Source organism: Cellulophaga sp. F20128 (assembly GCF_023015805.1).
Classification (GTDB): Bacteria; Bacteroidota; Bacteroidia; order Flavobacteriales; family Flavobacteriaceae; genus Cellulophaga.
Genome location: NZ_JALKBA010000010.1, coordinates 41,792 through 66,422 on the forward strand (window position 1 = coordinate 41,792; position 24,631 = coordinate 66,422).

A 24,631-nucleotide genomic window follows, 5' to 3' on the forward strand; every position below is an offset into this window, starting at 1 on the left:
TTTATTTCCATTTAATATTACAGCCAATACTGGGTTTTTGGTTAGGGTTAATGGGACTACCCCCAATTAGATTATCTAAAGCATTTCTAAGATCTACACCGGTTAATGGAACTCCATTTCCAGGCCTAGAGTCGTCCAATTGACCTCGATAAACTAATTTTAATTCGGCATCAAACAGGTAAAAATCTGGGGTACAAGCTGCGTGGTATAAGGTTGCAACTTCTTGAGTTTCGTCGTAGAGATATGGAAAATTATAGATGTTCTCTTTAGCAAATTCTTTCATTAAATCCGGAGCATCTTGTGGGTAATGCATTACGTCATTACTGGAAATCGCAATAAAACCAATTGCTTTACTTTCGTATTCTTGCGCTATTTTCACCAGCTCGGGGTTCACATGTACTACAAAGGGACAATGATTGCAAATAAAAACGATAACGGTACCTTTTGTTCCTTTTGCTTTCTCTAAGGTAGTGTTAGAGTCGGTTAGTGGATTAAAAAGTGAGAAGTCGGGTGCTTTTGTGTCTAAGGGAAGCATATTGCTTGGAGTTCTTGCCATTTTTGTACTTTTTACTCGGTTATGGATTATATTTGATTGATAAATATAGGAAAGAATGAAAGAACTAATCGGTTGGGGAGATTTTTTGAAGGTAGATATGCGCGTCGCAACAATTGTGAATATTGCTGATTTTCCCCAGGCAAAAAATCCAGCGTACCAATTGCAACTCGATTTTGGTCCAGAAATAGGGGTGTTAAAAACTTCGGCACAAATTACATTGCGGTATACTAAAGCAGAACTGTTAGGGCGACAAATAATAGCCGTTGTAAATTTTCCAAAAAAACAAATTGCCAATTTTATGAGCGAGTGCCTAATTTTAGGTGCTGTTGATGGTAAGGATGTTATACTATTACATCCAGACGCTAAGGTAGCCAACGGACTCAAGGTAGGGTGAACCTAAAATTAAATTACATCATATCACTAAAGAATATGGCATTCATCAATAATTTGTTGGTACCAAACCAATACGCCCTAAAATTGGTGTTGTCTGTAAATAATATAATTCTACCTTTTCCATAACGCTCTGTTTTAAAGGGTGCGCTATTTTTTAAAAGCGCTAGATTTTCTTCAGAAATATAGCCACTTAACAAGGGCTTGTCTGTGTAAAGAATGGGATTGTTATAGCTATTTTTATCTGGATTTATATAAATATTTGTATTTCTGAAAAGGGGTAATTTATCATTTTTATAGCCGTAATTTATGGGATGTGAACGATCTAATTTGGCTTCAAAAATAGCACCACCGGTAACCTGTGCTCCTCTAAAGTCGGCGCGTTGGTCAAAGGCTATGTTTTTGGCTGCCAAAGGAGTATTTTTCTTGAAATCGATCTTCATGAATTCGTTAGCATTAAGCCAATTTGCCGTATATCGATAAGCAATTAAGTTGCCTCCATTTTTAACCCAATTTTTTATATTATCCGTAGCTATTTTATCTAAGGCGTTCCCAGAAAGGTTGGGTACTATTAATGTGGTGTACTTGCTTAGGTCTACTCTAGAAAAATAGTCTGTATCTAGCTTTGTTATATTCATATCAAAACGCTGATCAAATAAATGCCATATTTCGCCAGCATCGGCATAGGATACGCCACGGCCTACCAACAAAGCAATTTTTTGCTTCCGTATTGGATCAAATTCATTACTACCTAAATCGATACCTTTTGTAAGTCCGGTGGCTACAGCGGTTATATTTAGGTTATTGTCACTAGCGATTGTGGTAAGCAAATTATGCAAAGCTGTTGCATTTAATTTTTGATTTTGAACGGGAATCATAAGGGTGCCATAATCATAGTTCTTACCCGCTATTGAAAATGGACGTTTACCTACTTTTACTCGAAGCTCTTTTTCTAAAAGCAGCTGTAAAGCCTTGGGACTATAGTACGCATTCCATGGTAGCAGATAAGCGTAATTGCTCTTGCCTGAAACCTTGCCCGTTAAAGCAGTAAGATTTGTTATTTCTTCTCCTAAATAAGATAAACTAGTAGTTTCAGTATAGTCTAAATTAAAGGCCAGTGGAAATGTCCATGCAGAGATATCATAAAAAAGGCTATCGGAGAAGCTTGTTCGTTTTTCGAACATGGCTTGAATTAGCCTGTAATTTTTTTGGTTCATCGGAACCACGTAGCTAGCACCCTTTTTATAATAGGTGCCAGCTATAGTTGCGTCATTTTTTAAAGCGTTAAACTGAATTTTGTGCCGCTGTAAGATATCTGCTAAATGCCACGTTTTAGAAGCGTCTTTACTGTCGCCAAAAACAATAGCCTTGGTTTTATTTTTTGCAGCTTCTGATTTTGCATTTTTGTAAAATTGGAACTGATATTCTAATAATTTGGGCCGCAAGTTTTTGGCCGCCTCAATGGTAGAAACTGCAGCGGTAAATTGATTTCTTATCGTAAACGGAAAGGTAAGGATGCCGTTTTCACTTTCCTGTATATGACCGCGAGAGCTGCCTTGTTCAAATAAAATACCAATGCTGCCATTGATGTCAGGAAAAGTAGAGCCTTTACCATAGTAATAATCATCATAATTTTCTTCAGAATAATACAGAGAACCAATTTTGTCAAATGCCTTGGCGTGATAGGTTCCAATTTCAGCCGTTAATTCTTGATTAAGGGTTGGTGTTAATGGATGTACTCTTGAAGGTACTCCTGGTTGAAAAAAGAAGGTAGAATTTGTACCCATTTCATGATGATCTGTAACGATATTAGGCATCCATTTGTGAAACGTTGCTATCCTAGCCTGACTCTCAGGTAGTTGTACAGGAAGCCAGTCTCTATTCATGTCAAACCAATAGTGATTTGTGCGTCCGTTAGGCCAGGTTTCATGAAATTCCCGATCATTTGAATCTGGATTTAAATTTTTACTTTTATTGCTATTCGCCCAATGGGCAAAACGCTGTATGCCGTCCGGATTAAAGGCGGGATCCATTAAGATTACAAGATTATCTAGTAAGTTTTCAATTTCTGGACCTTGTGCCGCAGCCAAATAATAAGCGTACACTAATCCGGCATTTGCACCACTTGGTTCATTGCCATGTATAGAGAAACCTTGGTAAACAACAAGAGGTAAATTAGTTAAGTTTTTTGTCTTTCCATTGGTGATATCCACATGTTCTTTTTGAATTATGTCTAAGGAAGTATGATTTTTTTGAGAGGTTATAGTTAAGAGAATAATGGGCCTGCCTTCATAGGTTTTGCCTCTATCTTCTATAGATATTCTATCACTTGCTTTTGCTAGGGCTTGCATATAATAGACTAATTTGTCATGAGACACGTGCCACTCGCCAACTTCGTAACCAAGAATGTCTGTGGGTTTTGGAATGCTTTCATTATAAGAAACATCTTGAGGTAGATAATAATTTAAGTCTAATTTCTCCTGCGAATACAGTTGTTGTACTACAATTAAAACGAGTAAAAGCAATCCTTTTTTCATGCGTATGGAATTTTTGATAATAAAAAACGACCCCTATTGAGGTCGTTTAAATATACATTTTAATTTTAATACTTAGATATCGTCAAAACTTACATCAGTAAAACTACCAGAACTATTGCTTGCTTCAACGTTTTCTGTGTTGTCTTCTCTTTTAAAGTCTTTTTGGTGCCTGTCAGAAATAACTTCTTCACCTTTTTCATTAATAATGTAATCCATCATTTCATTTAACAGCTCCTTAAAAGGAGTAAAGTCTTCTTTATACAGATAAATTTTGTGTTTTTTATAATGGAAGGATCCATCATCATGTGTGAATTTTTTACTTTCCGTTACGGTTAAGTAATAATCTCCTGCCTTGGTGCTACGAACATCAAAAAAATAGGTTCGCCTACCTGCCCTTAATACTTTTGAATAAATCTCTTCTTGATCCATTAAATCTTTTTCACTCATCTGTTGTAGTTATCTTGTTAGTGTAAACTTATCATAGTATATACCAAAAATGAAAAAAAAATGCCTATCTGGCAAGGTTTTTTTGGTTTTATTTCTCAGATAGTTGACTATTGTAAAGCTCTTTATAATAACCATCTTTTGTATACAAAGTGTTGTGTGAACCTTCTTGAATGATTTTTCCGCCTTCTAGAATTATTATTTTATCTGCATTTTTTGCCGAAGAGACTCTATGACTTACGATTAGTGTTGTTTTATTTTTAGATGCCGATTTTAAATTGTTTAAAATTTCTTCTTCAGTTTCTGTGTCAACTGCAGACAAACAATCGTCAAACAAGTATATTTTAGGATCTCTTAACAAGGCACGTGCAATGGATACCCTTTGTTTTTGTCCGCCACTTAAGGTAATTCCTCTTTCACCTAATACCGTATTGTACTTTTCTTTGAAGCCCATGATATTTTTATGGACTACTGCTTTTTTAGCTACTGCAATGATCTCGTCATCAGTGGCGTTTTCATTGCCAAATTTGATATTGTCTTTGATTGAATCTGAAAATAAAAATGCATCCTGTGGCACGGCGCCAATATGTTGTCGTAAACTATTAATATTAAAATCTTTTATAGGGATACCATCAAACAAAATATCACCAGAAGAAACATCGTATAATCTTGCAATTAAATCTAAAATTGTAGATTTTCCACTTCCTGTTTTTCCTAGAATAGCAACCGTTTCACCTTCGTTGATTGTAAAGGAAACGTTTTTTAATGCAGTGATATTGGTATCGTCATACGTAAAACTAACATTTTTAAACTCTATTTTACCGTGAACCTCCATAGGAGTGTTAACCGTGTTTATGATTTCCGGAACTTCTTGTAAAAATTCGTTTATCCTTGCTTGTGAGGCTTCTGCTCTTTGGATTACAGATGTTAACCACCCAACAATGGCAACCGGCCAGGTAAGCATATTAACATAAATAATAAACTCAGCTATAAGTCCAATATTATCAATTTTACCACTGATGTACTGTTGGCCTCCAATGTAAATGACAATAATGTTACTAATCCCAATCATTAATGCCATTAATGGAAAAAACCAAGCGTTGACATTGACCAATGACATACTTTTCTCTTTTCCTTCATTAGCCAAAGATATTAGTTCCCCGTTAATCCGTTCTTCTATACCATAGGCTTTTATAACGGAAATTCCAGAGAATGATTCTTGAGCAAATGAAGACAATTTTGATAAAAACTGCTGTACAATGGTACTGCGCTTGTGTGTAAGTTTACTAATTTGGTATATAATAACAGACAAGATAGGCAAAGGCATTAAGGTATATAAAGCCAGTGATGGGGCTTTTGAGTACATGATAGGAATTATACATGCAAAAAGAGTAAATGTATTGATACCGTACATCAGTGCCGGACCGCAATACATTCTAACCTGACTAACGTCTTCGCTAATGCGATTCATTAAATCGCCCGTTCTATTGTTTTTATAAAAATTTAGACTCAGCTTTTGGTAATGATTAAAAATTTCGTTTTTTAGATCGTACTCAATATAGCGCGAGACATTGATAATGGTTTGTCGCATTAAAAAAGTAAAGAAGCCAGAAAGTAAAGCTGCACCTAAAATGATTAGGATGTATTCTAAAAGGTGTTCCTTGACTACCACAATATCTACATTGCCTTGTTCAATGAAATCTTTGACAATGTTAATAGATTTATTTACATAAGGAGGCATTACTAAGGAAAACACACGGGCTATAATTGTTATGATAATTCCAATAAGTAATTTTAGCCAATACTTTTTAAAATATTTATTAATGTGTTTTAATTCTTTCATGCAATTTTAAGGATGGTTTTGTTTGGTAACAATTTTGCAAAGATAGTTTTTTGAAACATAAACTTATGTTATCATTATCATAAGATAAAATAAAGGCGGAATAGTTACATTTGAAAAATATAGTGGTACTTTTGCAAAATATTTTTTAACAAATTAAAGTTCTTTTTAATGCTAACAAGAAGGCATATTCGGGTAAAAGTAATGCAGTGTATTTACGCCCTCACTCATTCTCAAGATGATACGCTAGAAAAACAAGTAAAGTTTTTAAAATATAGTATAGACAATATGTATACACTATATCTTTTAATGTTAAGCTTGTTAATAGAGCTCCAAAGTAAGGCAGAAGAACAAGTTAAACTTTCTTCAAACAGTTACCTCGGTAATTCCACAGACAACCAGCTCAACAAAGATAAGTTCGTTAACAATAAGTTATTGCTCCAAATTGTAGACAATAAATTGCTTAAGGAAGAACTTTCAAAAAGAAAGTTGAACAATTGGTATTTAAATGAGGAGTATGTTCGGTTAATTTATAAAGAAGTAGTGGCCAGTGATTACTATAGTGCATATATGGCTAATGCAAAAAGTAGTTATAGTGAAGATAAGGAGCTAATTGTACAACTGTATAAAAATATAATTGCCCCTAACGAGAAGATCTACGATTATTTTGAAGATGATAAGTTAACATGGATAGATGATATCCCGATAGTGAATACTTTTCTTTTAAAATTGCTTAAAAAAACTACGGAAGATGAAATAGATTCCTATTTCTTACCTGCTTTGTTAAAGGATGATGATGATATGGTTTACGCCAAACAATTGTTGACGAAAACATTGCTGAATGATGCCTTATATGTTGAAGAAATAGAAGGTAAAACACCAAATTGGGACAAAGATAGGATTGCAGATATTGATGCGATACTCTTAAAAATGGGGATTTGTGAATTGTTAAATTTCCCGTCAATTCCTGAGAAAGTTACCATTAATGAGTTTTTAGAGATTGCCAAAGAATATTCTACACCAAAAAGCAGCATATTTATAAATGGAATTTTAGATAAGTTGGTGCGTGAGTATAAAGAAAATGGAAAGTTAAAAAAGATGGGAAGAGGATTATTATAAATAAATATTCATTATTTTTGTACATCACAATTTAAAAAATACAATTATGAAAAAGGTTATTTTAATGTTTGGAGCTGCAATTTTTGCATTGTCATTTACTTCTTGTAAAGAAAATGCTTCTAGTAAAATAATTATGGCTAATGTTGATGATGCATCAGAAAGAGATGATGCCGCTAAGAAACTTCCAGTGTTAACTTTTGATAAAGTAGAGCACGATTTTGGATCAATTCAACAAGGAGCTGCACAAGAAACGATATTCAAGTTTACAAACACTGGAGATGCACCTTTAATTCTTACAGATGCGACAAGTACTTGTGGATGCACAATTCCTGAGTATCCTAAAAATAAAGCAATACAACCAGGAGAAACTGGAGAATTATTGGTGAAATTTAATGGATCGGGTCAAAATCAAGTCACTAAAGCTGTAACCGTAACAGCTAATACAGCCAAAGGAAGAGAAACATTACGTATAAAAGCATTTGTTAACCCTAAAAATGGCGCAGGCGCGGCATCTATACCTTTAAATCAATAAAAGCATGCAACAATTATTAGAACAGTACCCATTCTTACCAATGGTAGGGATATTTATAGTAGCATATTTTTTTATGATACGTCCGCAAATGAAACGCTCTAAAGACGAGAAGAAATTTGCATCAGAAATTAAGAAAGGGGATCGCGTTATTACCAAAAGTGGATTGCACGGTAAAATTTTCGAATTAAATGATAAAGATGCTTCTTGTGTAATTGAAACAATGGCTGGGAAAATTAAATTTTCTAGATCTGCTATTTCTATGGAAATGAGCAAGAAATTAAATGAGCCAGAAAAAAAATAAGAGCATAAGATTTTGTTATAAAAGCACCGATTTAATCGGTGCTTTTTTTTTGCTTTAATTTTATTGTTATCTTCCATCTCTAAAGGAGTTTGGTATGGTTCACAATCGAAGAAAGTTTATACAAAAGAGTACATTGGCTGGTATGGGTATGGGGGCGGCGTTTTTGTTTCCAATGGACTTATTGGCAACTATCCGGAAAAAAGTTGGCGCTAATGACCGTATAAACGTGGGACTAATAGGTTGTAATGGTATGGGATTTTCCGACCTTACCTCCTTGTTAAAAATTAGTGAAGTAAGTATTATTGCCCTATGTGACGTAGATGAGCGTGTTTTGCTAAAGAGAACAGCCGATTTAGAAAAAGCAGGTATAAAAAAACCATTGTGGTATAAGGACTATAGAAGTTTATTAGCAAATAAAGATATAGATGTAGTGGTAATTGGAACACCAGATCATTGGCATTGTTTGCAATTAACGGATGCTATTAGTGCAGGTAAAGATGTGTATTGTGAAAAACCAATTGCAAATTCTGTGCAAGAAGCAGATATAATGTTAGACTATGTTAATGCTAGTGATCGCATTGTTCAGGTGGGGCAATGGCAAAGAAGTCAGCCGCATTTCGTAGACGCCATTAATTTTGTGCATTCCGGGGAATTGGGAAATATTAGGTTGTCTAAAGCATGGGCCTACCAAGGCTGGATGAAGCCTATTCCAGTTGTTTTGGATAGCGCAACCCCTAAAGAAGTAGATTACAATATGTGGTTGGGTCCGGCACCGGAAAGAGCATTTAATGCCAATCGATTTCATTTTAACTTCAGATGGTTTTGGGATTATGCAGGCGGATTAATGACAGATTGGGGAGTGCATTTAATAGATTATGCCTTGTATGGTATGAAAGCAGGTGCACCAAAATCTGTTATGGCATTGGGTGGTAAATTTGCATACCCTGATGATGCATCAGAAACTCCAGACACCCTACAGGCTGTTTTTGAGTATGATGATTTTTCAATCTTATGGGAGCATGGTACCGGAATTAGTAATGGTAATTATGGGCGTAACCACGGGATTTCATTTGTTGGAAATAATGGTACTTTGGTGTTAGACAGACAAGGCTGGGAGGTTATTCCAGAAGGTGATAGAATGCAAGCTATTCCTTTGCAAAACAATAAAGGCAATGGACTGGATTTGCACACTACAAATTTTATTGCGGCTGTAAAAAATAGGGATGCTTCTATTTTAAATGCGCCAATACAAGTAGGGTATGATGCTGCCTTAGTTTCTCATTTAGGAAACGTAGCTTATAAAACTGGAGACCGAGTCTATTGGGATAAAAACACCAATAAATTTACGAATGATAAGGCCAATGAATTTTTAAAAGCTGATTATCAAAACGGGTGGAAATTACCACAAGTGTAGTTTCAAAGGATTACTTTCTATACGTATCATGAAGCCCGGTGCCTTTCTGTATTAAGGCAATGCACTTTTTTAACCGAACTACTTTTGTAGCATCCTTTTTTGCTGCAAGGATGTATTCCATAAATTCCTTTTGCTTATAGGGTGTAAAAGCTTCAAATTTAGATTTTAAAATAGCATCAGAAGCAAATTCTTTTGTGAGCAGAGTAGGGATGGGGGTTATCTTTTTTTTCTCGGTAACAAGGACGATTCCCTTTTTTTGATTTTCTATAGCTTCCAACATGTAGGCTGAAATGGCTTTGGTGTCAATTTCAGCTGCGGAAGTAAATTTCCAATGCCGCATGGCTTTGGTTTTGCCTTCTTGAGCATTTTGCAATACTTTTTTAGGGTCGTTTAAAAAAACACCATTGTAAAACCATATTCCAAAATGGCTTTTAAACGCTAATATTCCTAGTACATTTTTGTTGTTGATGGTATATACAGGAACACCCCACTTATAGGTTTCAATCAGTGCTGTAGCTAAAGCCAATTGCCTTAGAATGGCGATGCCTTCTTTAAATAATTGCTTTTTTGCAAAGTAAGCTTCAATTTTTTCTTGGTCATCCTTTTTAACTACAGCACTCATTTTTATTTTTTAGCGGTTAACTCGCATATTTTTACAATTACCTCAACAGCTTTTTGCATACTTTCTACAGGAACATATTCATATTTGCCGTGAAAATTATGACCTCCAGCAAAAATATTAGGACAAGGTAAGCCCATATAGCTAAGCTGAGATCCGTCTGTACCACCACGAATAGGTTTTATTATAGGAGTTATGCCAATAGCTTCCATGGCTTCTTTTGCCGTTTCTACAATATGAAACACAGGAACAACCTTTTCTTTCATATTAAAATATTGGTCATCTATGTTTATCGTAATACAGTTGTTGTATTTTTCATTTAACTTAAAAACAATAGATTCTAATTTTTTTTTGCGATCTTCAAAAAGGTTTCTGTCGTGATCCCGTATTATTAAACTGAGTTCTGCATGTTCTATTTCTCCTTTTATAGTATGGATATGATAAAAACCTTCTCTGTCACTGGTGTGCTCTGGAACTTCCTTTTGTGGTAAAGAAGACATAATTTCATTGGCAATACCAATGGCATTAATCAATTTACCCTTGGCGTATCCAGGATGTACACTTTTGCCTTGGATTGTAATTTTTGCACCTGCAGCATTAAAGTTTTCATACTCTAATTCCCCAATTTGACTGCCATCCATGGTGTAGGCCCATTGGGCTCCAAATTTAGAGACATCAAACTTATGGGCGCCACGACCAATTTCCTCATCTGGCGTAAAACCAACCCTAATGGTGCCGTGTTTAATTTCGGGATGTGCAATTAAATATTCCATTGCCGTCACAATCTCTGTAATACCTGCCTTATCATCTGCCCCTAAAAGAGTGGTGCCATCTGTGGTAACCAGCGTTTGCCCTTTGTATTGAAGTAAATCCTCAAAATAATCAGGGGAAAGAATAATATTTTTAGCAGCGTTTAGAATAATGTCTTTCCCATCATAATCTCTAATTATTTGCGGATTTACATGGGTGCCAGAAAAATCAGGCGTTGTATCAAAATGAGAAACAAATCCAATGGTAGGCACTTCTTTGTCTATATTACTAGGTAAAGTTGCCATAATATAGGCATTGTCATCAATAGTGACTTCTTGCATTCCAATTTCTTGTAGCTCTTCCACCAATTTATGAGCTAAATCCCATTGTTTTTCCGTGCTTGGCGTGGTATCAGAACTGGCATCGCTTTGTGTATCAATTTTAACATAACTTAAAAATCGATCTAGAATATGTTGCATAGGTATATATTTTACTCAAAAATACAGTTTATTTCAGTTTTTTTGCTGATATTTTATGAAGATCTAGAGACCGATAAAATTTTACATTTTTGTTAAAAAAAAAGAAGATCTAAAACAGCACTACTGTTCCGTAGTTTGTATTTTTGCCGAAAGATTAGATTTTTATGTATAAAGCACTTATTAGACCTTTGTTTTTCTTATTGGATCCAGAAAAGGTACACCATATTTCTTTTTCCTTAATTAAATTTTTGTCTACAATTGGCTTAGGCGGATTGTTGCGATCAATGTACGTAGTAAATGACAAGCGCTTAGAGAAAGAAGTGTTTGGCATTCGGTTTAAAAACCCTGTGGGTATGGCAGCTGGTTTTGATAAGGATGCAAAACTCTTTAAGGAACTTTCTAATTTTGGTTTTGGATTTATTGAAATAGGCACCTTAACACCAAAGCCGCAATCTGGTAACCCAAAACAACGTTTATTTAGGCTAAAAGCCGATAAGGCTATAGTGAATCGTATGGGGTTTAATAATGGGGGTGTTTTAGAAGCAGTTGAACGTTTAAAAGAGACGCATAATGTTTTAATAGGAGGTAATATTGGTAAAAATAAAATTACGCCAAACGCAGAGGCAGTAGATGATTACATCCTATGTTTTGATGCCTTGTATGAACACGTAGATTATTTTGTGGTGAATGTAAGTTCTCCCAATACTCCTGGTTTACGAGAATTACAAGACAAAGAACCATTAACTAATTTGTTAAATGCATTAAAAACAGAAAATAAAAAACACATTACACAAAGAGGTGTTAAAGGGAAACCCATATTATTAAAAATTGCGCCAGATTTAACGGATGAGCAATTACTAGATATTATAGATATCGTGGCGGTTACTAAGATTGATGGTGTTATTGCAACCAATACTACCATAGCGCGAAACAATTTAAAATCTCCAGAAAATCTGATCAATGAGAATGGAGGGTTAAGTGGAAAACCATTGACAGCGAGAAGTACAGAGGTCATTCGGTTTTTATCTGAAAAAAGCAATAAAGCCTTCCCTATAATTGGCGTAGGTGGGATACACTCAGAAAAAGATGCCTTAGAAAAGTTAGAGGCAGGAGCCGACTTAATTCAGTTATGGACCGGTTTTATTTATGAAGGGCCAGGCCTTGTCAAAAGAATTAACAAGGCTATTTTAGCAAAATTATAAGATTTATTTCGTCCAATAATCAACAACTAATACATCATCTAAAATTGTTTTTAGTAAAGCCCCAAATGCTTTATGATCTGGATGTGGCAAATAAATAGCCCGGTCTTCTTCACTATTAAAGGTAAGGAAAAAACAATGAGTAAAGCCTTTACTTAGCCCTTCTGGACTGTTGTTTAAGCCCCATTCATAGGATATAATTTGTGGTATTTTGGAGGGTAATGCTTTAAAGGCGTTTTCTACATTTTTAATTTTGTCTTCTGATGCTTCTGCTTTAAACTTAAAAAGTACCACATGGCGTAATACGCTATCTTTTTGCTGCATATAAATTGTTGTTTTGGAGGATTTATCTTCTAGCTTTAATGGTTTAAAGCTAAAAAACAAAAGAGAAGTTACTACTAATAGTCCTAAAGAAAGAGTTTTCATACGTGTAATTGATTTCTTGAAAGGTAAAAAATTACGGCGTATTATGAAGTGAAATTTGTACATTTCCGTTTAAAATTTTCAATTTGAATTTCGACATACTCTACGCTTTTATTTCTGCTACAGCACTTTTAGCAATTTTTCCAGGGCCAGATAATATTTATGTCCTGACGCAGAGTTTGGCGAATGGGAAGAAATATGGAATGGCAACTGTAAGCGGATTAATTACAGGTTGTTTGGTTCATACAACCTTATTGGCTTTTGGAGTGTCTGCCCTAATAAAAGCGAATGATAATATATTTTTGGCTATTAAGATTTTTGGGACGGCCTATTTGTTTTATTTGGCGTTTAAAGTCTTTAAAAGTGATGCCAACCTGGTGGTGTCTCGTGAAAATACCCCACAGAAAAGCTTGTTTTCCCTTTATAAACAAGGGTTTTTTATGAATGTACTAAACCCGAAGGTGGCACTCTTCTTTTTGGCTTTTTTTCCTGGGTTTTTGTTTAACGATGATTGGAGCACGGTTATTCAGTTTTATGTTTTGGGGCTGCTCTTTATGTTGGTGTCATTTCTCATTTTTAGTTTAATTGCCCTATTGGCAGGGTTAATATCTAATTATATCAATAGAAGTCCATCGGTTGGCGTTTTTCTTAAATGGTTGCAAATAGTTGTATTTTTAGGTCTTGGAATTTATATCTTATTATCGGATAAATAATAGTAATTTTGAAAGCAAGAAGTTAAAATGATGTCTCAATCGGTAAAGATTATAGAATGTCCTAGGGATGCTATGCAAGGAATAAAAACATTTATTCCTACAGAGCGGAAGATCAAGTACATTCAATCTTTATTAAACTGTGGGTTTGATACTATTGATTTTGGGAGTTTTGTATCTCCTAAGGCTATACCGCAAATGGTAGATACCGCTGAAGTTTTGGCGGGTTTGGACTTGTCTAGAACACAAAGTAAACTTTTGGCTATCGTTGCCAATGAACGGGGAGCACAAGATGCTAGTGCGCATGAAGAAATAAGGTATTTGGGCTATCCATTTTCTATTTCGGAAAACTTTCAAATGCGAAACACCCATAAAACCATCGCACAATCCGTAGAAACCCTTCAAGAAATATTGCGTATAGGCAAGGCAACTAATAAAGAAGTAGTAACCTATATATCTATGGGTTTTGGAAATCCGTATGGAGACCCTTGGAATGTGGAAATTGTAGGAGAATGGACAGAAAAACTCGCAGCAATGGGGGTTAAAATTTTGTCATTATCAGATACAGTTGGTACGTCTACACCAGATATAATAACCTATCTCTTTTCCAATTTAATCCCAAAATATCCGGACATAGAATTTGGTGCACATTTACACACTACCCCTACCAAATGGCATGAGAAGATCGATGCAGCCTATAGGGCAGGTTGTCGAAGATTTGATGGGGCAATTCAAGGTTTTGGGGGCTGTCCTATGGCAAAGGATGAGCTTACGGGGAATATGCCAACAGAAAAAATGTTGTCTTATTTTACGGCCCAAAAAGCAAATTCCAATGTTAATTGGATGGTATTTGAAGCGGCTTACAATAAAGCAACTGAATTGTTTTCATCCTATCATTAATCCTGTTATCAGGGATTCATTTTTCTTTTTCTAGGAATTAAAAATATTTCATTTTTATTTAGATTTAATACAAATAAGTTTTGGTAAATAAATTTTGGGTCCTATATTTGCGGCTTTAAAATCAATTATTAATAATCAATCTAAATAAAAGCGAGTTTAAATGAAAAAGATTACTTCTATTATTGCCGTCTGTTTTGCATTAGGTGCCGTAGCCCAAACAACCACAGATTCAATTACATTAGATCCTCAGAAGCAATTAAATTCGGCCCAACGAATTTTATCTGGCAATTATGGTTCTGCCGTTACCGTTGGTGCTTATGGCGAAATGCTTTACAATCAAGAAGAAGGGAATAACGGAGAATTAGATGTTCAACGTCTAGTATTACTATTAGGATACAGGTTTAATGATAAGACTCAATTTTTTACTGAAATTGAATTTGAACATGTAGAAGAGGTTTTTATTGAACAAGCATTTGTAAATTACAGTGTGGCCAATAATACGAACCTAAGAGGTGGATTAATGTTAATTCCTATGGGTATTATTAACGAGTATCACGAGCCTACAACTTTTAATGGCGTGGAGCGTCCTGCTATGGATAACGTAATTGTTCCCACTACATGGAGAGAGTTGGGTGTAGGGATTAGCGGTAAAATTAATTCTGCTTCCTTAGGTTATCAGGCCTATATTTTTAATGGTTTTAGATCTACTTCATCAGATGGGGCAGGAGGATTAACAGGAGTGTTAAAAGGGTCTAACGGATTGAGAAGCGGAAGACAAAAAGGAATTCAATCTACAGTAGATAGTCCTACTTTATCTACGAAATTGGAGTATTATGGGTTGCCTGGATTACGTTTAGGTTTATCAGGTTATTTTGGTGATACACAGGCAGAAGATGATATAGAGCAGTTAGATGGTGCCAACATCGGAATTTCAATGGTTGGTTTGGATGCGCGTTATGCTTACCAAAGATTTACGGCTAGAGGACAATTTATTCATGCTAGCTTATCAGGTACAGCGGCTTATAACACAGCTACTGGAAATGATTTAGGGAGTGCTATGCAAGGGTATTATGTAGAAGGAGCCTATAATTTATTACCGACGACAAACGAACAAAAGTTGTTCCTTTTTACAAGATACGAACAGTATGATACGCATAATAAAACGGCTGGAGCATTGGTACGCAATGATGCTTTTAACAAAACTGATATCACCTCTGGCTTGTCTTACCACATTGCTCCTGGCGTTGTTTTAAAAGCAGATTACCAGTTTAAAGATGATGCGCGTAGTGGAGACAGTAGAGACAACCAACTTAATTTTGGAATTGGAGTTTGGTTCTAAGAAAATAAGAAATGCAATTAAGAGCTATCGCTAAGGCTTTTTTAGATAGCTCTTAATTTTATTATTAAAAATGATTCTAAATTACTACATTTGCTTTTATGAAAATGAATAGGATATTTACAGTAGCTATTGTAACACTTTCTTTTGCTTTGTTTGGGTTTGGATTAACTTCCGTCATTCAAAAAAAAGTCAAAAAAGAAGTAGTTAAAATATTTCATGTAGAAGATTTCAAATTAAAACCTATTTTGGTTTCTACGGCCTTAAATGAAATGCTACCTGCCAAAATTTCTTCGGATAATTTTTATAGTTTAAGCAAGAATGAAGAGCTACTGGGATACATTTTTGTAGATCAAGCCTCTAGTAAAACGGCTAAATTTGATTATTTGGTTGTGTTTAATGAAGAATTAGAGATTGTGAGTTCTAAGGTGTTGATTTATAGGGAAGAATATGGAGGAGAAATAGGTAGTACAAGATGGTTAAAGCAATTTCTAGGTAAAACAGGTGGAGATCGTGTAAGTATGAAATCGAATATAGACGCGATATCTGGCGCTACTATTTCAGTGAGATCAATGACTATTGCTATGGACAATTTATTGCAAACTATAGGCCTACTTCAAGAGAACAAAATTTTATAATGAAATACGACGGTCTTTTAAGTACATTTCCTTCGGAGATAAAAATATTCATTGCTGCCTTTGTAGTGATCTTATCAATTGGATTTTATACAGGACTACTTTTTGTAAATGAAACCAGCGAGTCTTCATTGGTTGGGATAGAAGAAAATTATTTAGGTAACGAAGCAGATGAAGATGCCGAAATAATGAAATTTAAAAAGAGTGAACGTCAAATGCTGACCATTGTACATACGCACATCTTATCCATGTCACTTGTCTTTTTTTTACTTGGTATCCTAGTTTGGCTAACCAAATTACCAAAAAGGGTGAAGCTGTTTTTAACTGTTGAGCCGTTTGTATCGGTTGTTTTGACCTTTGGTGGTATATATTTACTGTGGAATGGTATGCTTTGGATGAAGTACGTTGTTGTTTTTTCCGGAATGTTAATGACGCTAACTTTTTCCATATCAACTATTATCATTTTCTACCAATTAACGCAAAATAAAAATTTGCAATAGCGTTCTTCCTTTGGTTTAGTATTGTAGCTTTATACAATGTTGCGACAAATACTATCTTTTGTTTTATTTTTTTGTTGGATGCAGGCTTTTGCTTCTGAATGGAAAAATTTAAAACAATATCAAAAAGAAACTGGAAAAGTAGCACTTTCTTCTTCAGATTGGTTAACTGCTGATCGATTGAAAAATAGTGGTATTTGGCATAACGCTAATATCTTCAATTTAAAAAACAATGGTTACCTAGAATATCAAACCATAAACCAAAGAACCAGTTTTTACAAATGGTATGGTGTAGAGATTGAAAAAAAAGGCCATACAGTTGTTTGGCCTAAAATGGCCTATTTTATTTCCAGGAAGTTACACTTAACAAAGAATTTTCCTTATAATTTACTCGTCAATAAAGATGTAAAAGTATACAGCTATAAAGGGAGTGAAGTTGTTTTTAATGCCGCCTTTACCTCCTTAAAGGAATTGTTTTTTTCATCGGTTATTTTAAAAGGAAGTGCTGCATTGCATTGGGATACGAGTACATTGTATAAAGAGCAGTATGTATGGCTCGCAGATCTGTATTTAGAAATGGATGCTAAAACAATTAAAAGGCTAGCCAATATCGCAAAAGGAAATTTTTTGTATGGATTAGTTGTTCCAAAAAGTATACGATTTAAAGGGGATTTATCAGATTGTGAAGATCGGTATCTGTATGCCGTACATACGCTAAGAAAATATTGTAAAAACACTTATTGGTAATTATAGAAGCGTTTTTATTTATTAATCGTATATTTGCACGCAATTAATCTTTAATTGCTATGCAAGCGCACCTAAATAAAATTGTTGGAGAAGGTCTTACTTACGATGACGTACTCTTAGTTCCTGCCTTTTCAGAAGTACTTCCTCGTGAAGTAAATATTCAAACTAAATTTACACGAAATATTACTATTAATGTTCCTATTATTTCTGCAGCTATGGATACAGTTACAGAATCTAAAATGGCAATAGCAATGGCTCAAGAAGGAGGTATTGGTGTATTGCATAAAAACATGACCATTGAAGAACAGGCCATGAAAGTGCGAAAGGTAAAACGTGCAGAAAGTGGTATGATTATAGATCCTGTTACGCTACCCCTAAATTCTTTAGTACGTGATGCCAAGGCAAACATGAAAGAATATGGCATTGGCGGTATTCCTATAGTGGATAAAGAAGGCAAGTTAATCGGTATTGTTACCAATAGAGACCTTCGTTTTGAAAAAAATAATGATCGACCAATTTCAGAAGTAATGACTTCTAAAAACTTGGTTACCGTTGCTGAAGGGACTTCTTTGGCACAAGCTGAGGATATTTTACAAGTAAACAAAATTGAAAAACTACCCGTTGTAGACAAAAACTATAAGTTGGTGGGTTTAATTACGTTTAGAGATATTACCAAACTAACGCAAAAACCAATAGCGAATAAAGATACCTACGGAAGGCTAAGGGTTGCTGCAGCATTGGGTGTTACAGCAGATGCAGTTGATAGAGCAGAAGCCCTAGTGAATGCTGGTGTAGATGCAGTGGTAATCGATACTGCACATGGTCATACCAAAGGAGTGGTGTCTGTTTTAAAAGCCGTTAAAAAGAAGTTTCCAAATTTAGATGTTATTGTAGGAAATATTGCAACTGGCGAGGCTGCAAAATATTTAGTAGCAGCAGGAGCAGATGCGGTAAAAGTGGGTATTGGACCGGGTTCTATTTGTACAACAAGAGTTGTTGCAGGTGTTGGTTTTCCTCAGTTTTCTGCGGTTTTAGAAGTTGCTGCTGCCATTAAAGGTAGTGGTGTTCCGGTTATTGCGGATGGAGGAATTAGATATACAGGGGATATTCCAAAAGCTATTGCTGCAGGTGCAGATAGCGTAATGTTGGGGTCTCTTTTAGCAGGAACAAAAGAATCTCCTGGAGAAACCATCATATACGAAGGAAGAAAATTTAAATCGTATCGTGGTATGGGTTCTGTGGAAGCCATGAAGCAAGGAAGTAAAGATCGTTATTTCCAAGATGTGGAAGACGATATTAAAAAACTAGTACCTGAAGGTATTGTGGGGCGTGTTCCGTACAAAGGAGAGTTGTACGAAAGTATTCACCAATTTATTGGTGGTTTACGCGCAGGAATGGGCTATTGTGGTGCCAAGGATATTGCGACCCTAAAAGAAACCGGTAAATTTGTAAAAATTACGGCTAGTGGTATCAATGAAAGTCACCCACATGATGTCACCATAACGAAAGAATCTCCAAATTACAGTAGATAATTTTAAAGTATAAAATAGCAATGCAGCATCACGTTTACGTGATGCTGCATTTTTTTTTACCATATTTTATGTTTTGTATAGATATTAATCGTAATATTGCAATAAACAAATTAAGATATGGGGTTAACTAAGACAGAAATGTTTACAGATGAACAAAACCAAATTGCAATTTTTGCCAAAGCATTTGGACACCCAGCAAGAGTAGCCATATTGCAACATTTGTTTAAAATAAATGCTTGTGTTTGTGGTGATTTAGTTGCTGTAATTGGCCTAGCCCAACCTACAATTTCTCAACATTTAAAAGAACTTAAACTTTTAGGGTTAATAAAGGGGAGCGTAGAAGGTACCAGTGTTTGTTATTGTATCCATGTAGAAAACTGGACAAAAATGAAAAAAGTTTTGACAGAATTTTTAGATTTAGATACAAGTGTTGAAAACGGGTGTTGTTAAAATAGTATAAACTTATTAATAGAAACATTATGAAATTATCAGAAGTAAAAGAAAACCTAAAACGGTCATCGGAAATTGCATTTCAATTGCCAAACGGAGAATTGGTTCCAAGCCATTTTCACGTAACAGAGGTAGGGAAAATATCTAAAAATTTTATCGATTGTGGTGGCACAGTTAGAACAGAAGAACTTGTAAATTTTCAATTGTGGAATGCCAATGATTACAACCATAGATTGCACCCAGAAAAATTAGTGCACATCATAGAATTGTCTGAAAAAGTCTTGGGTATTCAAGATGTAGAAGTAGAAGTAGAGTACCAAGGTGATACAATTGGTAAATACGGATTGGATTTTGACGGGACCAATTTTCTATTAACCACAAAACGTACAGATTGTTTGGCAAAAGAAAATTGTGGTGTTCCAGAAGAAAAAACAAAGGTGAAATTGGCTAGCTTGGAAGCTTCCACTACTAGTTGTGCACCCAATAGCGGCTGTTGTTAACCATTACTAAGGTATAAATAGAAACAAACTATGACATTGTTTTCAAAAATAGAATACACCATCTTAACAATTTCTGGTGTAACAATTGCATCAGATCGGAAGGGTATATTACAGCCTTTAATTGATTTTATTCAAGAAAAAGTAAATGACAATCAAGAGATTCGCCTTAATTTTATTTGCACCCATAATTCCCGTAGAAGTCATTTATCTCAAATATGGGCACAGGTGATGGCCTATTATTTTGGTATTAAAAATGTGGCGAGTTATTCTGGAGGCACAGAGGCTACGGCACTTTTTCCTAAGGTTGCTAAAACCTTAGTACAGCAAGGATTTAAGGTTCAGGAACTATCTCAAGGCAAAAACCCCATATACAGCATTGCCTATTCAGAAAATGAGCATCCTGTAATTGGTTTTTCTAAAAAATACGATGCCGCATTTAATCCGGCATCTGCATTTGCTGCAATCCTCACTTGTTCGCAAGCTGATGGGGGTTGCCCATTTATAGTAGGCGCAGAAGCGCGAGTTCCCATTACCTATGAAGATCCAAAAACGTATGATGATACCCCATTACAAGCTGAAAAATACCAAGAAAGAAGTTTGCAAATAGCTTCAGAAATGTACTATGTATTCTCTAAAATTAAAATAAAAAATGAGTCAAAGTAAAAAATTAAGTTTTTTAGATAGTTACTTAACCCTGTGGATATTTGTCGCTATGGTTTTGGGGGTAGGAATAGGGTATTTGGCACCTTCTTTTCCTGAGATACTAAATTCCTTTAATAGCGGAACCACCAATATTCCGATTGCCATAGGATTAATTGTGATGATGTACCCACCCTTGGCCAAAGTAAATTATGCCTTGCTGCCAAAAGTGTTTAAAAACACAAAAATATTATCAATCTCCTTACTGCTAAATTGGATTATTGGTCCCATTTTAATGTTTGTATTAGCGATCACTTTTTTACGCGATTACCCGGAGTATATGGTTGGACTAATCTTAATAGGGTTAGCGCGTTGTATCGCTATGGTTTTGGTATGGAATGATCTTGCAGAAGGGAGTAGCGAATACGGCGCAGGTTTAGTGGCTTTAAATAGTGTTTTTCAGGTATTTGCCTACAGTTTTTACGCGTGGTTGTTTATCACCGTATTGCCACCTTATTTTGGGTTTGAAGGGGCTATTGTAGATATCTCTGTGGCTGCCATTGCAGAAAGTGTTGCCATATACTTGGGAGTGCCTTTTCTTTTAGGGATTTTTAGTAGGCTTATACTTGTAAAGCTAAAGGGTGAATCTTGGTATACTAATAAATTTATACCAACAATTTCTCCACTTACTCTTATTGCCTTGTTGTTCACCATTGTTTTGATGTTTTCCTTAAAAGGAGAACTAATTGTAGAAATTCCTTTAGATGTGGTAATCATTGCAATACCTTTACTGCTTTATTTTACGCTGATGTTTGTCATTGGTTTTTTTGTAACCAGGGCAACTGGCGCTACTTATGATAAGACTGCCGCGGTTGCTTTTACAGCAGCAGGAAATAATTTTGAATTGGCCATAGCCGTGGCCATAGCAGTTTTTGGTTTAAATTCTGGTCAGGCCTTTGCAGGTGTTGTAGGACCTTTGGTAGAAGTGCCAGCCTTAATTCTTTTGGTTCGAGTTTCCTTTTGGTTAAGAAAAAAATATTTTACAACGGCATAGGTTGTTGTGACACAAGAATTATTTTACGTAAATTTAAATCTTAAAAATAAGAAAGATGAGGGGTTTTGTTGTTTTGCTGATAGGTATGTCTACTTTGATTTCTTGTCATGAAATCAATGAGGTGAGTTCTATTGATCCTGTCAATTGGAATAAAAGAACAGTAGACATTTCTCCTAGTGACTCTTTAAATGAAGGCAGCACTTATCTATCAGTCTATTCACAAATATACAGTCAGTCTGAACATATAACCCATGACCTAACAGCAACGGTAAGTATGCGAAACACAAGTAGTACCGATACCCTATATGTATTAAATGCGGAATATTTTGATACTAAAGGAAAGTCTGTACGTAGATATTTTAACAAATCCATTTATGTTGCACCATTGGAAACCGTGGCTATCGTAATTGATGAGCACAATAGTGAAGGCGGTACCGGAGGCAATTTTATTTTTGATTGGAAAAATAAGAGCGGGGCGAGTACCCCACTTTTTGAAGGTGTTTTTATTTCTACCAAAGGGCAACAGGGCTTATCTTTTACTACGGTAGGAACACGGGTTAAATAATTCGGGAACTAGTCTTATTTTCTTTTTGTTGCCTCAGCATTTCTTCCAACTCCTTTCTAGTGGTGTTATAGAAAAAATGTCTCTAAGTACCTAAAATTGAATAAATTAACATATATTTAAGAGGTTGTCTAAATGTTGATGATCTACAGATCAATTCCCAACAGTTTTAAACACCTTAACCTTTAATCTGAGTAGAATGCAAAAATTAATTTCTTCAAGTATTACCCTATCGTTTTTAATTGTTTTTCTATTGTTTTCCTCTTGCAAAGATGCTCCAAAACAAGAAGTGGACCAAACGGAAGCACTAAATCAGTGGTTTGATGTTAAATATGAGGAATTATTACAGATGAGTCCGCTAGGGTTAACAGATCAGGGGCGAAAAGATCAGTATGATAAAATTGATGATTTTAGTAAAGAAGCAGAGGTTAAGAAATTGGCTTGGTATTCGGAAAGCATTGACGAACTAAAGGAAAAATTCAATTATAAAAAGCTGAATGCGTCAGACCAAACCTCTTATGATTTATGGGTGTATCAATACGAGATGTTAAAGGAAAGTATGGCCTATGATGATTTGGATTATGTTTTTGATCAAATGCGAGGATTACATACCGGACTACCTGGGTATTTGATTAATTTTCATAAAGTAGATAGTCTGGCAGATATGAATGCCTATATTTCTAGGATACAGGAAACAGGAAGAGCTATGAATCAGTTGGTAGAAAGAGCCAAGGAACAAGCCAATTTGGGAATTCTACCTCCAAAATTTGCCTTTGAAACTGTCATTATTCAAACAAAAAAGTTAGTAGAAGGTACCCCTTTGTTGAAGGATATGCACGGAAAAATTGAGGCATTAAAGGCAGCTGATAAAATAACTTCCGAAGAAGCAGATGTTCTTAAAGAGGAATCTGAAAAATCTCTAAAAAATTATTTTAAACCAGCATATGAAGATCTTTTAGCTTGGTTAGAAAGTAAAATTGATAGTGCCGAAGCGACACCAACAGGAGTTAGTCGGCATCCTAATGGTTCTAATTTTTACAAACATCAATTAAAGGTCTTTACCACTACAAGCCTTACGGCAGATGAAATTCACGAAAAAGGCCTAAAAGAAGTAGCGAGAATTAAAGAAGAGATGTTGGCAATCAAAGAAAAAGTTGGATTTGAAGGTGACTTAAATGCCTTTTTTACCTTTGTAAACACGGACAAACAATTTTTCTTTCCAAATACAGACGAAGGGAGACAAGGATACTTAGCTGAATCCATAAAATATTTAGACAACATCGCTAAAAAATTACCAGACTACTTTGGTATTTTACCAAAAGCCAAATTAGAAGTTAAACGTGTGGAGGCTTTTAGGGAGCAAGATGGTGCACCCCAGCACTATGCTGCAGGAACGCCAGACGGGTCTAGAGCAGGTAGATACTATGTGCACCTTTCCGATATGAATGCTATGCCCAAATCAACTTTGGAAGGAGTAGCCTATCATGAAGGAAATCCAGGGCATCATATGCAAATTTCCATTGCCCAAGAATTAAAGTCAGTTCCGAAGTTTAGAACACAGGCAGGATTTAGTGTTTATAGCGAGGGTTGGGCCTTATATACGGAGGCATTGGCCAAAGAAATGGGTGGTTACCAGAATCCGTATTATGATTTTGGTCGCTTGGTAAATGAGATATGGAGAGCCATTAGGTTAGTAGTAGATACAGGATTACATGCAAAGGGATGGACAGAAGCTGACGCCATAAAGTACTTTATGGAAAACTCTTCCATTTCGCAAGGTGCCATAAAGGCTGAAGTGCAACGCTATATGGTAATGCCAGGTCAGGCTACTTCATATAAAATAGGAATGCTTAAAATTCAGGAATTGCGAAAAAAGGCGGAGGCAGCCTTGGGAGATCAATTTGATATTAAAGGTTTTCACGATACCGTTCTAGGTGGTGGTGCCTTGCCATTAGATTTGTTAGAACGTAGAGTTACCACATGGATAAACGCCCAAAAGGGCAGCTAGAAAAAAAAGCTGTAAATGTATATTTACAGCTTTTTATAAAGGATTTTGATATGGACAAGCTATACTCTAGACTTGCGTTTTTTGATTTTTTTATCTTCTAATTTTTTTAGAATTTTCTCTTGTTTTTTAGCATTTAATTCTGCTTTTGTGAGCTTTTTTCTTAATACAGCCATGATGTAATTATTTTATGTTTATATAAAAAGAACATTGCTTAAACTCTAATTTTAGTACACTATTTTATATGCGAGTAGAATTATTCAGTATGTTTAAATTGAATGTTTTCCGTAAAAAATAATAGAATAGAGTTGTTCAGGCACACTCGTTATGCCTGGTTAATTGAGGAAGATGGTTTGACCCTTTGGATAGATTGCAACATATAAAAAAGAAAAGACCAACTTACTCACGAGGATCTCGTTAAAGTTTTGTTGGTGTTTTGTTTTTAAGGAATGCATCTTTAC

26 protein-coding genes are annotated in these 24,631 nt (G+C 35.3%); 19 read left to right on the forward strand and 7 right to left on the reverse strand.

Features of this window, described 5'->3' with window-relative positions:
• Window position 1 precedes the first annotated feature (1 nt).
• Window positions 2-556 (reverse strand): thioredoxin family protein, encoded by a 555-nt coding sequence (locus MWU65_RS11000; protein WP_247077934.1) that lies wholly within the window; start codon window positions 554-556, stop codon window positions 2-4.
• A gap of 55 nt (window positions 557-611) precedes the next feature.
• Here MWU65_RS11000 and MWU65_RS11005 point away from each other — a divergent pair, with 55 nt between their 5' ends.
• Window positions 612-950 carry a tRNA-binding protein gene (locus MWU65_RS11005; RefSeq protein WP_247077936.1) on the forward strand — a complete coding sequence of 113 codons (339 nt, stop codon included), beginning with the start codon at window positions 612-614 and terminating at the stop codon, window positions 948-950.
• Between the two features lie 13 nt (window positions 951-963).
• Here the strand turns inward: MWU65_RS11005 and MWU65_RS11010 are convergent, their stop codons facing one another.
• The 3 genes from MWU65_RS11010 to MWU65_RS11020 all read right to left on the reverse strand — a co-directional run bounded on the left by MWU65_RS11010 (window position 964) and on the right by MWU65_RS11020 (window position 5,770).
• A complete protein-coding gene (locus tag MWU65_RS11010) occupies window positions 964-3,483 on the reverse strand; it encodes a M14 family metallopeptidase (protein ID WP_247077938.1) in 2,520 nt (839 codons plus the stop codon).
• Window positions 3,484-3,555: 72 nt separating this feature from the next.
• The gene (locus MWU65_RS11015) at window positions 3,556-3,930 is read right to left on the reverse strand and encodes a PUR family DNA/RNA-binding protein (protein ID WP_247077940.1); all 375 of its coding nucleotides are present in this window, start codon (window positions 3,928-3,930) and stop codon (window positions 3,556-3,558) included.
• An 88-nt stretch (window positions 3,931-4,018) separates the two neighbouring features.
• Entirely contained in the window at window positions 4,019-5,770 is a 1,752-nt protein-coding gene (locus MWU65_RS11020; RefSeq protein WP_247077942.1) for an ABC transporter ATP-binding protein, read from the reverse strand.
• 168 nt (window positions 5,771-5,938) lie between these two features.
• Here MWU65_RS11020 and nusB point away from each other — a divergent pair, with 168 nt between their 5' ends.
• The 4 genes from nusB to MWU65_RS11040 all read left to right on the forward strand — a co-directional run bounded on the left by nusB (window position 5,939) and on the right by MWU65_RS11040 (window position 9,133).
• Window positions 5,939-6,886 carry a transcription antitermination factor NusB gene (gene nusB / locus MWU65_RS11025; RefSeq protein WP_247077944.1) on the forward strand — a complete coding sequence of 316 codons (948 nt, stop codon included), beginning with the start codon at window positions 5,939-5,941 and terminating at the stop codon, window positions 6,884-6,886.
• Between the two features lie 46 nt (window positions 6,887-6,932).
• The gene (locus tag MWU65_RS11030) at window positions 6,933-7,418 is read left to right on the forward strand and encodes a DUF1573 domain-containing protein (protein ID WP_247077946.1); all 486 of its coding nucleotides are present in this window, start codon (window positions 6,933-6,935) and stop codon (window positions 7,416-7,418) included.
• Between the two features lie 4 nt (window positions 7,419-7,422).
• Window positions 7,423-7,719 carry a preprotein translocase subunit YajC gene (gene yajC, locus MWU65_RS11035; RefSeq protein WP_247077948.1) on the forward strand — a complete coding sequence of 99 codons (297 nt, stop codon included), beginning with the start codon at window positions 7,423-7,425 and terminating at the stop codon, window positions 7,717-7,719.
• 94 nt (window positions 7,720-7,813) lie between these two features.
• Complete coding sequence (locus tag MWU65_RS11040) at window positions 7,814-9,133, forward strand: Gfo/Idh/MocA family oxidoreductase (protein ID WP_247077950.1); 1,320 nt, start codon at window positions 7,814-7,816, stop codon at window positions 9,131-9,133.
• 10 nt (window positions 9,134-9,143) lie between these two features.
• Here MWU65_RS11040 and MWU65_RS11045 read toward each other — a convergent pair whose 3' ends face one another.
• Both MWU65_RS11045 and pepT read right to left on the reverse strand, forming a co-directional pair.
• The gene (locus MWU65_RS11045; RefSeq protein ID WP_247077952.1) at window positions 9,144-9,755 is read right to left on the reverse strand and encodes a DUF1801 domain-containing protein; all 612 of its coding nucleotides are present in this window, start codon (window positions 9,753-9,755) and stop codon (window positions 9,144-9,146) included.
• 2 nt (window positions 9,756-9,757) lie between these two features.
• Window positions 9,758-10,981 (reverse strand): peptidase T, encoded by a 1,224-nt coding sequence (pepT, locus tag MWU65_RS11050; RefSeq protein ID WP_247077954.1) that lies wholly within the window; start codon window positions 10,979-10,981, stop codon window positions 9,758-9,760.
• A 164-nt stretch (window positions 10,982-11,145) separates the two neighbouring features.
• Between pepT and MWU65_RS11055 the strand changes: the two genes are divergently transcribed.
• A complete protein-coding gene (locus tag MWU65_RS11055; protein WP_247077956.1) occupies window positions 11,146-12,183 on the forward strand; it encodes a quinone-dependent dihydroorotate dehydrogenase in 1,038 nt (345 codons plus the stop codon).
• A gap of 3 nt (window positions 12,184-12,186) precedes the next feature.
• Here the strand turns inward: MWU65_RS11055 and MWU65_RS11060 are convergent, their stop codons facing one another.
• On the reverse strand, window positions 12,187-12,606 hold the full coding sequence (locus tag MWU65_RS11060) for a Dabb family protein (RefSeq protein WP_247077958.1): 420 nt from the start codon (window positions 12,604-12,606) through the stop codon (window positions 12,187-12,189).
• 83 nt (window positions 12,607-12,689) lie between these two features.
• Between MWU65_RS11060 and MWU65_RS11065 the strand changes: the two genes are divergently transcribed.
• The 13 genes from MWU65_RS11065 to MWU65_RS11125 all read left to right on the forward strand — a co-directional run bounded on the left by MWU65_RS11065 (window position 12,690) and on the right by MWU65_RS11125 (window position 24,173).
• A complete protein-coding gene (locus MWU65_RS11065; RefSeq protein WP_247077960.1) occupies window positions 12,690-13,316 on the forward strand; it encodes a LysE family translocator in 627 nt (208 codons plus the stop codon).
• A gap of 30 nt (window positions 13,317-13,346) precedes the next feature.
• Entirely contained in the window at window positions 13,347-14,213 is an 867-nt protein-coding gene (locus MWU65_RS11070) for a hydroxymethylglutaryl-CoA lyase (protein WP_247078066.1), read from the forward strand.
• 160 nt (window positions 14,214-14,373) lie between these two features.
• A complete protein-coding gene (locus tag MWU65_RS11075; protein ID WP_247077963.1) occupies window positions 14,374-15,552 on the forward strand; it encodes an OprO/OprP family phosphate-selective porin in 1,179 nt (392 codons plus the stop codon).
• 98 nt (window positions 15,553-15,650) lie between these two features.
• Window positions 15,651-16,187 carry an FMN-binding protein gene (locus tag MWU65_RS11080; protein WP_247077965.1) on the forward strand — a complete coding sequence of 179 codons (537 nt, stop codon included), beginning with the start codon at window positions 15,651-15,653 and terminating at the stop codon, window positions 16,185-16,187.
• Complete coding sequence (locus MWU65_RS11085; RefSeq protein WP_247077967.1) at window positions 16,187-16,684, forward strand: hypothetical protein; 498 nt, start codon at window positions 16,187-16,189, stop codon at window positions 16,682-16,684. The genes MWU65_RS11080 and MWU65_RS11085 overlap by 1 nt, the downstream gene beginning before the upstream one ends.
• Window positions 16,685-16,720: 36 nt before the next feature.
• Window positions 16,721-17,428, forward strand: a complete 708-nt coding sequence (locus MWU65_RS11090; RefSeq protein WP_247077969.1) for an Insecticidal toxin complex protein — start codon at window positions 16,721-16,723, stop codon at window positions 17,426-17,428.
• A 59-nt stretch (window positions 17,429-17,487) separates the two neighbouring features.
• Window positions 17,488-18,960 (forward strand): IMP dehydrogenase, encoded by a 1,473-nt coding sequence (gene guaB / locus MWU65_RS11095; RefSeq protein ID WP_247077970.1) that lies wholly within the window; start codon window positions 17,488-17,490, stop codon window positions 18,958-18,960.
• 117 nt (window positions 18,961-19,077) lie between these two features.
• A complete protein-coding gene (locus MWU65_RS11100) occupies window positions 19,078-19,410 on the forward strand; it encodes a metalloregulator ArsR/SmtB family transcription factor (RefSeq protein WP_247077971.1) in 333 nt (110 codons plus the stop codon).
• Between the two features lie 29 nt (window positions 19,411-19,439).
• Complete coding sequence (locus MWU65_RS11105) at window positions 19,440-19,910, forward strand: DUF6428 family protein (RefSeq protein ID WP_247077972.1); 471 nt, start codon at window positions 19,440-19,442, stop codon at window positions 19,908-19,910.
• A 30-nt stretch (window positions 19,911-19,940) separates the two neighbouring features.
• On the forward strand, window positions 19,941-20,573 hold the full coding sequence (locus tag MWU65_RS11110) for a protein-tyrosine-phosphatase (RefSeq protein ID WP_247077973.1): 633 nt from the start codon (window positions 19,941-19,943) through the stop codon (window positions 20,571-20,573).
• Complete coding sequence (gene arsB, locus MWU65_RS11115) at window positions 20,560-21,603, forward strand: ACR3 family arsenite efflux transporter (RefSeq protein WP_247077974.1); 1,044 nt, start codon at window positions 20,560-20,562, stop codon at window positions 21,601-21,603. The genes MWU65_RS11110 and arsB overlap by 14 nt, the downstream gene beginning before the upstream one ends.
• Before the next feature lie 55 nt (window positions 21,604-21,658).
• Complete coding sequence (locus MWU65_RS11120) at window positions 21,659-22,168, forward strand: DUF3124 domain-containing protein (protein ID WP_247077975.1); 510 nt, start codon at window positions 21,659-21,661, stop codon at window positions 22,166-22,168.
• Window positions 22,169-22,364: 196 nt separating this feature from the next.
• The gene (locus MWU65_RS11125) at window positions 22,365-24,173 is read left to right on the forward strand and encodes a DUF885 domain-containing protein (RefSeq protein WP_247077976.1); all 1,809 of its coding nucleotides are present in this window, start codon (window positions 22,365-22,367) and stop codon (window positions 24,171-24,173) included.
• Window positions 24,174-24,631: the final 458 nt, after the last annotated feature.